Raw genomic sequence first — 12,686 nt, forward strand, 5'->3', positions numbered from 1 at the left:
CCTCAGAGGCTGCCGACGGCTTTTACGATGGCGCGCTGCAGCTTCTCGACCAGTTCGTCCAGCTGCGCCTCTTCGAGGATGAAGGGCGGGGCCAGAAGGATATGGTCGCCACTGCGACCGTCGAGCGTGCCGCCCATGGGATAGCACATCAGACCCTCCTGCATGGCGGCTTTCTTGACCCTCGCATGCAGTTTCGCCTCGGCGGGGAAGGGCATCTTGCTGGCGCGGTCGGCCACCAGCTCCAGTCCCTGGAACAACCCGCGACCACGGATTTCGCCGATGTTCGGATGCTCGCCCAGCGCACTGCGCAGGCGTTGCTGCAGTTTCTCGCCGAGGTCGCGCACGCGCGGCAGGAGATCGCGCTGTTCGATGGTCTTCTGCACCGCCAGGGCGGCCGCGCAGGCTGTGGCGTGGCCGATGTAGGTGTGGCCGTGCTGGAAGAAGCCCGAACCCTGGGCAATGGCGTCGTGGATGCGCTGGCTGACCAGGGTCGCGCCAATCGGCTGGTAGCCGGCGCCCAGGCCCTTGGCGATGGTGATCAGGTCGGCGCTGATGCCTTCCTGCTCGGCGGCGAACAGGCTGCCGGTACGCCCCATGCCGCACATCACTTCATCGAGGATCAGCAGCACGCCGTAGCGGTCGCAGATTTCCCGCACGCGCTTGAAGTAGCCCGGCACAGCGGTCACAGCGCCCAGGGTAGCGCCCACCACCGGCTCGGCGACGAAGGCCATGACCTTTTCCGGGCCCAGGTTGAGGATTTCCGTTTCCAGCTCTTGGGCCAGGCGTTCGCCGTAGGCTTCTGGCGTTTCGCCTTCGGCCTGGCCGCGATAGGCATAGCACGGGCTGACGTGGCTGACGTCGATCAGCAGCGGCTGGAACTGCTGGCGCCGCCAGGCGTTGCCGCCGGTGGCAAGGGCGCCGAGGGTGTTGCCGTGGTAGCTCTGGCGCCGCGCGATCAGGTGCGTGCGCTCTGGCTGGCCGATCTCCACGAAGTATTGGCGGGCCAGCTTGAGTGCCGCTTCCACCGCTTCGGAACCACCCGATACGAAGTACACCGAGCGCATCCCGGCGGGGGCGCGGGCGATCAGGAAGTCGGCCAGCTCTTCCATCGGCTGGCTGGTGAAAAAGGAGGTATGGGCGTAGGCCAGGGTGCCGATCTGCCGGCGCACCGCGTCGATCACCTCGGCATCGCTGTGCCCCAGGCAGGACACCGCTGCGCCACCGCTGGCGTCGAGGTAGCGGCGGCCCTCGCTGTCGATCAGGTAGGCGCCATCGCCGCGTACGGCCGTGGGGTAGGACTGAGTGAGGCTGCGGTGCAGGACGTGGCTCATGGTGACCTCCAGGGAGTTTGCGCAAATATTAAATGCATTTTTGCGATTGGCAAATTTTTATTGCGCATTTGGAGGATGAGCTATGCGCGCTGGAGCCCGCTATTTCAGCGTTAATACGTATGAAATTGGCGGTTTAGGTTGTTTTGGTCGATTCGCATGCCGGCGGAAAATGCTTGCAATGATTTAATTTGCATGTTTATTTTGCATAAAAGCACTCAAGTGCATGCAGCCCAGAAAGTGGGTTAGCCGCTCAAAACAATAAAGTCCGGGCCCTGGTCCGTTGCATCGAACTGCCGCTAATACGCGCCGGCCCCAGGGCACGGCGCATCCCGCTGACCCGCAAGAGGAAGTCCTGCATGAAAAAGCTGCTTCAAGCCTCGTTCGCCGCGCTGTCCCTGATCGCCGCCAGTCATTCGATGGCCGCCGACAAGGAACTGCTGATCGCCACCGACACCGCCTTCGTACCCTTCGAGTTCAAGCAGGGCGACAAGTACGTCGGCTTCGACATCGACCTCTGGAGGCCATCGCCAAGGAAATGGGCGTGACCTACCAGCTCAAGCCGATGGACTTCAACGGCATCATCCCCGCGCTGCAGACCCGCAACGTTGACGCTGCCCTGGCCGGCATCACCATCAAGGAAGACCGCAAGCAGGTCATCGATTTCTCCGACGGCTACTACGACAGCGGCTTCCTGCTGATGGTCAAGGCCGACAACGACAGCATCAAGAGTTCGGCCGACATCGCCGGCAAGAGCCTGGCGGTGAAGAGCGGCACCTCGGCGGCGGACTACGCCAAGGCCAACCTCAAGGCCGGCGACCTGCGTCAGTTCCCCAACGTCGACAACGCCTACCTGGAACTGCGCACCGGTCGCGTCGACGCCGCCATGCACGACACCCCCAATGTCCTCTACTACATCAAGACCGCCGGCGACGGGCAGGTGAAGGCCGTGGGCGAGCAGATGATGGCCCAGCAGTACGGAATCGGCTTCCCCAAGGGCAGCGAGCTGCGTGAACCGGTGAACGCCGCGCTGAAGAAGCTGCGCGAGAACGGCACCTACACGCAGATCTATCGCAAGTGGTTCGGCACCGACCCGAAGTAAGGCGGAGGTAGTCATCCATGCATTTCCAATGGTCCGCCATCTGGGACGCATTGCCGGTGCTGCTCGAAGGCGCCCGGCTGACCCTGTGGATATCCATTCTCGGCCTGATCGGCGGCGCGGTGATCGGCCTGGTGGCCGGCGTCGGCCGAGCCTACGGCGGCTTCTTCGGTAGCCGCCTGGCGCTTGTCTTCGTCGAGCTGATCCGTGGCACGCCGATCATGGTCCAGGTGATGTTCATCTACTTCGCCCTGCCGCTGATGATCCCGGTGCGCATCGATCCGTTCAGCGCGGCGGTGGTCACCATCATGATCAACTCCGGGGCGTACATCGCCGAGATCACCCGCGGCGCGCTGCTCTCGGTGAACAAGGGCTTCCGCGAGGCGGGGCTGGCACTGGGGCTGTCCGGGCGCGACACGTTGCGCTACGTGATCGCTCCACTGGCCTTCCGACGGATGATCCCGGCGCTGGGCAACCAGTGGATCGTCAGCATCAAGGACACCTCACTGTTCATCGTCATCGGCGTCGCCGAACTGACCCGCCAGGGCCAGGAAGTGATCGCGGGCAACTTCCGCGCGATGGAAATCTGGTCGGCGGTGGCGGTGATCTACCTGATCATCACCCTGGTACTGAGCTACGTGCTGCGGCGCATGGAATCGAGGCTGAAGATCCTATGATCGAGTTCAAGAAGGTCTCCAAGCACTTCGGTCAGACCGAAGTGCTCCACGACATCAACCTGAAGATCGGCAACGGCGAGGTGGTGGTCATCATCGGCCCGTCCGGGTCCGGCAAGTCCACCTTGCTGCGCTGCATCAACAAGCTCGAAGTGATCACCGGCGGCGAACTGTTCGTCGACGGAATGGAGGTCAACGATCCGAAAGTGGACGAGCGCCTGATCCGCCAGGAGGCGGGGATGGTGTTCCAGCAGTTCCATCTGTTCCCGCAGATGACCGCGCTGGAGAACGTCGCCTTTGGACCGGTCCGCGTACGCGGAGCCAAGAAGGCCGATGCCGAGGCGCTGGCGCGTACGTTGCTGGCCAAGGTTGGTCTGTCCGAGCGGGCCGGGCATTACCCGTCGGAGCTCTCCGGCGGCCAGCAGCAGCGCGTGGCAATCGCCCGCGCCCTGGCGGTGAAGCCCAAGCTGATGCTGTTCGATGAGCCCACCTCGGCGCTCGACCCGGAGCTGCGCCACGAGGTGCTGCAGGTGATGAAGGACCTGGCGGAGGAGGGCATGACCATGGTCATCGTCACCCACGAGATCGACTTCGCCCGCAAGGTCGCCTCGCGGCTGATCTTCATCGACAAGGGGCGGATCACCGAGGATGGCGACCCCGCCAGCCTGATCGGCAATCCCACCAGCCCGCGCCTGCGCGAGTTCCTGCAACATGTCGCCTGAGGTGCGTCGATGATCCTGCAAACCCTGAACCTGGGCGGCAGCCCCTATGACATCGGCCTGGGCCTGGGTCGCTTCGGCCGCGACGCGGTGCACCAGCGCCTGCGCCCGCTGCCGTTGTGGCAGAGCCTGGCGAACCTGGCCGGCTCCAGCGTGGCGAAGGCCATGCAGGCGCAGGTCGAGGCGGACTTCCCGCGCATCTGGGAGGAGATCCGCGGCCTGGCCGACGGTCTGGCGTTGCCGGTCGAAGAAGTCTTCCTGTGGAACTGCCGGGGCGATTTCGTCCGCTCGCAGAGCGTGGACGGCTGCACCACGGTGTTCGGCCCGTCCGCCGAGGGCTGGCTGATCGCCCACAACGAGGACGGCCTGCCGTCCCTCGATGGCGCCTGTGGCTTGCTGCAGGCCGCGCCGGAACAGGGTATGGCCTTCACCAGCTTCGTCTATCCCGGCTCCATTCCCGGCCACACCTTCGCGGTGAATGCCGCCGGGCTGGTCAGCACGGTGAACAATATCCGTCCGACCCGCATTCCGGCCGGCCTGCCGCGCCAGGTGCTGGCTCGTGCGGTACTGGATTGCGCGAGCCTGGATGAGGCCGTCGCGGTGTTGTCCCGAGCGGGCCGCGCCGGTGCCTTCCACCATGCCCTCGGGCAGGTCGGCTCGGCTTGTCTGCTAAGCGTCGAAGCCTGCTCATCCGGCGTCATGGTGCGCGAGGTGCGCCGCCCCGGCGGACACTCCAACCATCTGCTGGACGCCGGGCTGGATGCCTTCGGCCAGCGCATCACCGGCAGCTCCGGCAGTCGCCAGCGGCGCGTCGATGTCTTGCTCGGCGATGCCGGCGGGACGCTCGATGAGGCGCGTGCGCTGTCGATCCTGCGCGACGGTGCCGATGCCGAGCTGCCGATCTACCGTCGCGCGGAGGACGATCCGGACGAGGAAAATACCCTGGCCACCGCCGTATTTCGCATCGGGGCGAACTCGGTAGAATGGCGCGTCTACTGCCAGCCGGACGTCCAGCACGTCGAAGCTGCCGGCAGTATCCGCCCTCATTCTGCCAACGGACCTGCACGATGACCCAAGCGCCCGCCGCATTGCCCGATAACCTGGGAGCCCTCAAGCAGCTGCTGGAGGCTATCGAGCGGGGCGAGACGGATATCTCCCTGGGCGGCAGCTCGCGGCGGGTGCTGGCGGCGCTGATCGAGGCGCCGCAGCGCACCGCGGTGTCTTCCATCAGCGAACTGGCCGAACAACTCGGGGTGAACGCCTCGACGTTGTCGCGCCTGGCCCAGCGCCTGGGCTACGGCGGCTTCAGCAAGTTCCAGGACGTGTTCCGCCGTGAACTGACTGAAGGCAAGAGTTTCTACAGCGACCAGGCCTCGCGCCTACTGCTGACCCCGGCGGACACCACGCTGTCGCGCCTGACCCGCCTGGGCCGACAGGAAAGCACCAACATCGCCGGGATGATCGAGCAGGTCGAGCCGGAAGTCTTCGCCCGCGTGGTGGCGCTGCTCGCCAGCGCCCGCCGCGTGCGCATCCACGGTATGCGGCAGTTCACCTCGCTGGCGCTGTTCATGTCCTACGGCCTGGGCATGTTGCGCCAGGACGTGGCGGCGCTGGACGCCAGCCGCCAGGGCGTCGCGGACGCGCTGGCGCAGCTGGATGTCGGTGACGTGCTGGTGGTCGCCAGCTGCTTCCCTTACACGCCCAGCGTACTGGCCACGGCGGAAGTCGCGGTGCGTCATGGCATCGAGGTGGTGGCCCTGACCGATTCGTCCAGCTCGCCGCTGGCGCGGGTGGCGCGCCACAGTTTCTACGTGCCGAACCACAGCCTGTTCTATAGCAACAGCATGTGCGCCTTCATGCTGCTGGCGCAGGGCCTGCTCAGCGAAGTGGCGGGGCGGTTGGGAGAAAGCGCGCTGGAGTCGCTGCGGCAGCGCGAAGAACTGATCAGCGAGCTCAACGCCTCGCTTTGATGCCGTGCCGACTCAGGGCGGCGTTCAGGCCACCTGCGTGCTCGGCTCCAGCGGACGTTCACTGTGCAGGAACTGCTCCAGCCGTTCCTGTTGCCGGGCGGTGAGGAACAGGCCGAGCTTGGTGCGCCGCCAGATAATGTCGTCGGCTTCGCGCGCCCACTCCTCGCGGCACAGGTATTCCACTTCGCGGGCGTAGAGCCCGCCACCCAGGTGTTCGCCCAGTTCGCTGAGGTTGGCGGCGCCGCCCAGCAGCTTCCACACGCGGCTACCGTAGGTGCTGGCCCAGCGCCGGGCAAGGGCTGGGTCGAGCTGGCGCAGCTGCTCCATCAATTGCACGGCGAGGTCTTCAACGCTGGTCAGCGCTTCGCCGCCGGGCAGCGGGGCGGCGGCGGTCCAGCGCGGGCCCATGACGCCCGCGAAGTAGGGCGCCAGTTGTTCCAACGCGGCTTCGGCGAGCTTGCGGTAGGTGGTCAGCTTGCCGCCGAACACCGAGAGCAGCGGAGCTTCGCCGGGGGTGTTGTCCAGTGCCAGGGTGTAGTCGCGGGTGACGGCGGACGGATCGTCGGACTCGTCGTCACACAGCGGACGTACGCCGGAGAAGCTGCGCAGGATGTCCTCGCGGCCGAGTTGGCGCTTGAAGTGGGCATTGACCACGTTCAGCAGGTAATCGGTTTCTTCCTCGCTGATGCGGATCTGCGCCGGATCGCCGTGGTACTCGCGATCGGTGGTGCCGATCAGGGTGAAGCGCTGCAGGTAGGGAATGGCGAAGACGATGCGACGGTCCTCGTTCTGCAGGATGTAGGCGTGATCGCCGTCGTACAGGCGCGGCACTATCAGGTGGCTGCCCTGGATCAGGCGGATGCCGTAGGGCGGCTTCTGGCGCAGTTCCTCGCGCAGGAAGCGGTCGACCCACGGGCCTGCGGCATTGACCAGGCAGCGGGCGCGGACCGAGTAGAGGCTGCCGTCCTTGCGCTCCAGGTGCAGATGCCACAGCCCCTTGCTGCGCCGCGCACTGACGCAACGGGTGCGCGGATGAATATGCGCGCCGTGCTCGCGGGCGCTCATGGCGTTGAGCACGACCAGGCGGGCGTCGTCCACCGAGCAGTCGGAGTATTCGAAGCCGCGGCTGATTTCGGCTTTCAGCGGGCTCTCCGGACCAAAGCGCAGGCCGCGCGAGCCGGGCAGCTTTTCGCGCTTGCCGAGGTGGTCGTAGAGGAACAGTCCGGCGCGGATCATCCAGGCCGGGCGCAGGTGCGGGCGGTGCGGCAGGACGAAGCGCAGCGGGTGGACGATGTGTGGCGCCTTGGCCAGCAGGACTTCGCGTTCGGCCAGGGCTTCGCGCACCAAGCGGAATTCGTGGTGTTCGAGGTAACGCAGGCCACCGTGGATCAGCTTGCTGCTGGCGGAGGAGGTGTGGCTGGCGAGGTCATGCTGTTCGCAGAGGAACACCGACAGGCCGCGCCCGGCCGCGTCCGCCGCGATGCCCACGCCATTGATGCCGCCGCCGACGACGGCCAGGTCATAGACTTCGGCCAGGGGCGCGTGGCGCGAATGGGGTGGGTTCATGGGGACGCCTCGGTATTGGAAGTGAACGCAATTATGTTCGTTTTCGAAAATATCTTAGATCGATGAACGAAACATGACCAGCCAAAAGCGCGAATTCGCGTAGGCGTTCGTCAGTTTCTTCGAAATTGAACGTTCGGGATGAAAGGCGCCGGCTCAGACCAGTTCGAGCTGGACCTTGTGCTGCGTCAGCAGGCGGGCCACGGCGGCGGGGGGCGGGCTGTCAGTGAACACACGGTTGACCAGGGCGATCGGCCCCAGGCGCACCATGGCGTTGCGTCCGAACTTGCTGGAGTCGGCGGCGAGGAATACCTGCCGGGCGTTGTCGATGATGGCGCGGGAGACGCGCACTTCCTGGTAGTCGAAGTCCAGCAGGCTGCCGTCTTCGTCGATGCCACTGATGCCGACCACGGCGAAGTCGACGCGGAACTGCTCGATGAAGTCCACCGCCGCCTGGCCGACCACGCCGCCGTCGCTGCGCACGGTGCCGCCAGCGACCAGCACTTCGAAGTCGTCCTTGCCGGCCAGGATGCTGGCCACGTGCAGGTTGTTGGTGATGATCTTCAGGTGGTTGTGGCCGAGCAGGGCGCGGGCGATGGCCTCGGTGGTGGTGCCGATGTTGATGAACAGCGAGGCGTTGTCCGGGATGTGCGCGGCGATGGCTTCGGCGATGCGCTGCTTTTCGTCGCGCATCTGGTCGGCTCGGGTGTTGTAGGCGGTGTTCTCGACGCTGGAGTCCCAGGCGGCGCCGCCGTGGTAGCGGCGCAGCAGGCTCTGTTCGGCGAGTTGGTTGATGTCGCGGCGGATGGTCTGCGGGGTGACGGCGAACTGCTGGGCGAGCTCCTCGATGCTCAGGTAGCCGCGCTCGCGGACCAGGTCGAGGATGCTTTGCTGTCGGGGTGGCAGGTTCATGCGCGGTGCTCGTTAGGACGGGCCGAAGGGGCAAGGATGCCGGAGTAGGGCGCCGCTGTCATGCCGGGTGAGTTCGGTGCGTGCGGTTTTCCCTCACCCTAACCCTCTCCCAGAGGGAGAGGGGACTGTCCTGAGTTGCAGGGGAGAGCGGTGTTAGCCGGCTCCTCGGTACGGCTCCCTTTCCCTCCGGGAGAGGGCTGGGGTGAGGGCGGAAATGGCACCTTACTTTCAGTCTTCAGCTGCCCATCCACGGGTACGTTCGACCGCCTTCTTCCACCCTGCATACAGGCGCGCGCGCTCGGCTTCGTCACACGCAGGCTGGAACACCCGCTCGATCACCGCCTTGTTCTTCAGCTCCGCCAGGCTCCCCCAGAATCCGCAGGCCAGGCCCGCCAGCACGGCGGCTCCGAGGGCGGTGGTCTCGCGCATCTGCGGGCGCTCCACCGGGGTGCCGAGGATGTCGGCCTGGAACTGCATGAGGAAGTTGTTGGCCACCGCGCCGCCGTCCACGCGCAGGGCGCGCAGCGGCTCGCCGGCGTCCTGCTGCATGGCGTCGAGTACGTCGCGGGTCTGGTAGGCGATGGATTCGAGGGTGGCGCGGATCAGGTGGTCGGCCTTCACCCCGCGGGTCAGGCCGAACAGCGCGCCACGGGCGTACGGGTCCCAGTAGGGCGCGCCGAGGCCGGTGAAGGCGGGCACCAGGTACACGCCATTGCTGTCCTTCACCTTGGTGGCGAAGTATTCCGAATCGCGGGCATCGCCGATCACTTTCAGCTCGTCGCGCAGCCACTGCACGGTGGAGCCGCCGTTGAACACCGCGCCCTCCAGCGCGTAGGCCACTTCGCCACGCGGCCCGCAGGCTATGGTGGTGAGCAGGCCGTGGGTGGACTTCACCGCTTTGGCTCCGGTGTTCATCAGCAGGAAGCAGCCGGTGCCGTAGGTGTTCTTCGCCTGACCCGGCTCCACGCACATCTGGCCGAACAGCGCGGCCTGCTGGTCGCCGGCGATCCCGGCGATCGGCGTGTGGTGCACGCCCAGGCCACCGACCTTGCAGTGACCGTAGATTTCGGAGGAGGCGCGCACCTGCGGCAGCATGGCGCGGGGGATGTCCAGGGCGTTGAGCAGGCGCTCGTCCCAGTCAAGCCTGTGGATATCGAACAGCAGGGTCCGCGAGGCGTTGGTGTAGTCGGTGACGTGTACCTCGCCCTCGGTGAGCTTCCAGATCAGCCAGCTGTCCACGGTGCCGAACAGCAGCTCGCCGCGCTGTGCGCGTTCGCGGGCACCCTCGACGTTGTCGAGGATCCACTTGAGTTTGGTGCCGGAGAAGTAGGGGTCGATGACCAGCCCGGTGGTGTCGCGGATGTGCTGTTCCAGGCCGTCGCGCTTGAGCTGTTCGCAGATCGCCGCGCTGCGCCGGCACTGCCAGACGATGGCGTTGTGGATCGGCCGGCCCGTGTTCTTGTCCCACACCAGGGTGGTCTCGCGCTGGTTGGTGATGCCGATGGCCGCCACTTCGGCAACGCTGATGTTGGCCTGGGCGAGGGCTTCGACCAGGGTCGAGCTCTGGGTCGCCCAGATTTCCATGGGGTCGTGCTCGACCCAGCCCGGCTGCGGGTAGATCTGCGCGAACTCGCGTTGGGCCACGCTGACCACGTTGGCGTCATGGTCGAAGATGATGGCGCGGGAACTGGTGGTGCCCTGGTCGAGGGCAACGACGTATTTCTTGTTCTTCAGGTCGGTCATGGTGGCGGCCTTGTGCGGATTCCGTTCGGCGATCCCGGCTGCGGGAGCCGAGAGGAGAATGGCGCAGAACATACGGGATTCATCCCCGTCGGTGAAGCGAACTCCGTGCAGCGCGCCACACCTTGGCTTACTGTTATGCGCTGGAAAGCCGCTTGCGAGAAGCCCGCCCGATCATGACCCCCGCCATCGACCTGCTGAAGAAGAACCGCGCCGAACACCAGGTGCTGAGCTACGAGCACGACCCCAAGGCGCCGTCCTATGGGCTGGAGGCCGCCGAGAAGCTCAACCTCGACCCGGCGCGGGTGTTCAAGACCCTGCTCGCCGCCAGCGAAAAGGGCGAGCTGCTGGTGGCGGTGGTACCGGTGGTGGGCACCCTGGACCTCAAGGCGCTGGCCCATGCCGCCGGGGTGAAGAAGGCCGACATGGCCGACCCCAACGCCGCCCAGCGCGCCACGGGCTACCTGGTGGGCGGCATCAGCCCGCTGGGGCAGAAGAAGCGCCTGCGCACCTTTATCGACGAATCCGCCCAGGGCTTCCCGACCATCCACGTCAGCGCCGGTCGCCGAGGACTGGAAGTGGAACTGAGTGCCGAGACGCTGGCCGCGCTGACGTCCGCGAAGTTCGCACCGATCGGTCGAAGCTGATCGGTCGAAGCAGACGACTGACTGGTCCCTTCTGTACGGTTCGCTGTTCGCCGGCTTCTGTCATGCTCGGGCATCATTTTTCAGGAGACTGCCATGCAACTCGACTTCCATCAGGTCGATGCCTTTACCGACCGCCCCTTCGCCGGCAACCCGGCGATGGTCTACCGCCTGGATGCCTGGCTGGCCGACGAGCTGATGCAGAAGATCGCCGCCGAGCACAACCTGTCCGAAACCGCGTTCCTGGTGCATGAGGCCGACGGCTGGCGCATCCGCTGGTTCACCCCCACCGCCGAGGTGCCGCTCTGCGGCCATGCCACCCTGGCGAGCGCCCATGTGCTGTTCGAGGTGTTCGGCGAGCCGGGCCAGTCCCTGGAGTTCAATTCACAATCCGGGCCGTTGCGGGTGTTCCGCGAGGGAGGCCGGTTGGCCCTGGATTTCCCCGCCCAGCCGCCGCGGGAGGCGGGCAGCACGGTGGAGCTGGAACAGGCGCTGGGCCTGCCGGTGGTGGATGCCCTGAATACCCAGGCACACCTGCTGGTCCTGCTGGAGTCGGAGTACGCGGTACGCAGTTGCTCGCCCGACTTCGCGGCGCTGGCGCGCATGCCGTATCTGGGTGTGATCGTCACCGCGCGTGGCGAAGACCATGACTTCGTCTCGCGCTTCTTCGCCCCGGCCATCGGCCTCAACGAAGACCCGGTGACCGGCGCCGCCCATTGCAGCCTGATTCCCTACTGGTCGCAGCGTCTGAACAAGCGGCAGATGCACGCCTACCAGTGTTCGGCGCGTGGCGGCGAGCTGTGGTGCAGTCTTGAGGGGGATCGGGTGCGCATCGCCGGCCACTCGCGGCTTATTGCCAGCGGCCGGATCGTCATCTGATTATCAGCGTTGGCGGCTGAGGACCTGCTGCGCTTCCACGCTGCCCAGGGCAGGGAACAGCACCAGGTGCTCGGCGGCGACGCTGATGCCTACCTCGTCACCGGGCCGGTGATCGGCATGGCTGGGGAAGATCGATTCCAGCTGGGTGCCGGTGGGCAGCTGCAGGCGGTAGAGGGTAGCGGCGCCGAGGAATGACTTGCCGACGATCCGCGCCTTGAGCGCGCCGTCGGCGGCCGGCACCAGGTCGTCCGGGCGCAGCAGGACATCCACCGCGCTGCCATCGGGCAGGCTGTAGGCGCGGTTGCCGCGCAGCACGCCCAGTTCGGTCTGCACCGCGTCGGCCCCGTGCATCTGGCCGCGAATGAAGTAACCCTGGCCGATGAAGCTGGCCACGAAGGGCGTCTGCGGTTCGTGATAGAGATTGAACGGGGTATCCCACTGCTCCAGCCGGCCTTGGCGGAACACGCCCACATGGTCGCTGACGGCGAAGGCTTCCTCCTGGTCGTGGGTGACCAGGATGGCGCTGGTGCCGCGTGCCTTGAGGATGTCGCGCACCTCATGGCTGAGCTGGCGGCGCAGCTCCACGTCGAGGTTGGAGAAGGGTTCGTCGAGCAGCAGCAGTTGCGGTTGCGGAGCCAGCGCGCGGGCCAGGGCCACGCGTTGCTGCTGGCCGCCGGAGAGCTCGTGGGGGAAGCGCTGGCCGAGGCCGCCGAGTTTCACCAACTCCAACAGCTCGTCGACGATGCGCTCGCGCTCGGGGTGCTTGCGGATGCCAAAGGCGATGTTGTCCACCACTGACAGGTGCGGGAACAGCGCGTAGTCCTGGAACACCATGCCGATCCGGCGCTTCTCCGGCGACAGGGTGAAGCCGGGGCGGGAGATGACTTCGCCGGCCAGTTCGATGTGCCCGCCCTGCACCGGTTCGAAGCCGGCAATGGCGCGCAGCGTGGTGGTCTTGCCGCAGCCCGAGGGGCCGAGCAGGCAGCCGATGTCGCCGGCGTTCAGGTGCAGGCTGACCCCTTGCACCACGCGTTGCTGTTCATAGCCGCAGGAAAGGTTATCGAGGGTGAGCAGCAGCGGTTGGGACATCGGGCTTGGAACCTGTTCGGCATTTCGCCGAGCACAGTTCAGGCCGGGCGGAAGCAGGAAAAGTAGCGC

11 protein-coding genes and 1 pseudogene are annotated in these 12,686 nt (G+C 66.1%); 7 read left to right on the forward strand and 5 right to left on the reverse strand.

Features of this window, described 5'->3' with window-relative positions:
* Positions 1–2: 2 nt before the first annotated feature.
* On the reverse strand, positions 3–1,331 hold the full coding sequence (locus ACNFBT_RS08990) for an aspartate aminotransferase family protein (protein WP_416748499.1): 1,329 nt from the start codon (positions 1,329–1,331) through the stop codon (positions 3–5).
* Between the two features lie 356 nt (positions 1,332–1,687).
* On the opposite strand from ACNFBT_RS08990, the pseudogene glnH reads away from it, so the two are divergent.
* The 5 genes and pseudogenes from glnH (at position 1,688) to ACNFBT_RS09015 (ending at position 5,790) form a co-directional block, all read left to right on the forward strand.
* Positions 1,688–2,430 (forward strand): annotated as a pseudogene (glnH, locus tag ACNFBT_RS08995) (glutamine ABC transporter substrate-binding protein GlnH).
* A gap of 17 nt (positions 2,431–2,447) precedes the next feature.
* Complete coding sequence (glnP, locus tag ACNFBT_RS09000; RefSeq protein WP_416748501.1) at positions 2,448–3,104, forward strand: glutamine ABC transporter permease GlnP; 657 nt, start codon at positions 2,448–2,450, stop codon at positions 3,102–3,104.
* The gene (gene glnQ / locus ACNFBT_RS09005) at positions 3,101–3,823 is read left to right on the forward strand and encodes a glutamine ABC transporter ATP-binding protein GlnQ (RefSeq protein WP_416748503.1); all 723 of its coding nucleotides are present in this window, start codon (positions 3,101–3,103) and stop codon (positions 3,821–3,823) included. Before glnP ends, glnQ begins: the two co-directional genes overlap by 4 nt.
* Before the next feature lie 9 nt (positions 3,824–3,832).
* Positions 3,833–4,891, forward strand: coding sequence for a C45 family autoproteolytic acyltransferase/hydolase (locus ACNFBT_RS09010; RefSeq protein WP_416748505.1), 1,059 nt, complete (start codon positions 3,833–3,835; stop codon positions 4,889–4,891).
* Entirely contained in the window at positions 4,888–5,790 is a 903-nt protein-coding gene (locus ACNFBT_RS09015) for a MurR/RpiR family transcriptional regulator (protein WP_416748507.1), read from the forward strand. The genes ACNFBT_RS09010 and ACNFBT_RS09015 overlap by 4 nt, the downstream gene beginning before the upstream one ends.
* A gap of 24 nt (positions 5,791–5,814) precedes the next feature.
* On the opposite strand, the gene glpD is transcribed toward ACNFBT_RS09015, so the two are convergent.
* From glpD to glpK, 3 genes are all read right to left on the reverse strand, one after another.
* The gene (glpD, locus tag ACNFBT_RS09020) at positions 5,815–7,356 is read right to left on the reverse strand and encodes a glycerol-3-phosphate dehydrogenase (protein WP_416748509.1); all 1,542 of its coding nucleotides are present in this window, start codon (positions 7,354–7,356) and stop codon (positions 5,815–5,817) included.
* 153 nt (positions 7,357–7,509) lie between these two features.
* Positions 7,510–8,265, reverse strand: coding sequence for a DeoR/GlpR family transcriptional regulator (locus tag ACNFBT_RS09025; RefSeq protein WP_416748511.1), 756 nt, complete (start codon positions 8,263–8,265; stop codon positions 7,510–7,512).
* A 228-nt stretch (positions 8,266–8,493) separates the two neighbouring features.
* Positions 8,494–10,008, reverse strand: coding sequence for a glycerol kinase GlpK (gene glpK, locus ACNFBT_RS09030; protein WP_416748513.1), 1,515 nt, complete (start codon positions 10,006–10,008; stop codon positions 8,494–8,496).
* 173 nt (positions 10,009–10,181) lie between these two features.
* Between glpK and ybaK the strand changes: the two genes are divergently transcribed.
* Together ybaK and ACNFBT_RS09040 are read left to right on the forward strand one after the other, a co-directional pair.
* A complete protein-coding gene (gene ybaK / locus ACNFBT_RS09035; protein ID WP_416749441.1) occupies positions 10,182–10,652 on the forward strand; it encodes a Cys-tRNA(Pro) deacylase in 471 nt (156 codons plus the stop codon).
* 93 nt (positions 10,653–10,745) lie between these two features.
* Positions 10,746–11,528, forward strand: coding sequence for a PhzF family phenazine biosynthesis protein (locus tag ACNFBT_RS09040; protein ID WP_416748515.1), 783 nt, complete (start codon positions 10,746–10,748; stop codon positions 11,526–11,528).
* Between the two features lie 3 nt (positions 11,529–11,531).
* Here ACNFBT_RS09040 and ACNFBT_RS09045 read toward each other — a convergent pair whose 3' ends face one another.
* Positions 11,532–12,617 carry an ABC transporter ATP-binding protein gene (locus ACNFBT_RS09045; RefSeq protein WP_416748517.1) on the reverse strand — a complete coding sequence of 362 codons (1,086 nt, stop codon included), beginning with the start codon at positions 12,615–12,617 and terminating at the stop codon, positions 11,532–11,534.
* Positions 12,618–12,686: the final 69 nt, after the last annotated feature.

The sequence above is a fragment of the Pseudomonas sp. NY15181 genome (assembly GCF_048068055.1).
In the GTDB taxonomy this organism is placed as follows: domain Bacteria; phylum Pseudomonadota; class Gammaproteobacteria; order Pseudomonadales; family Pseudomonadaceae; genus Pseudomonas.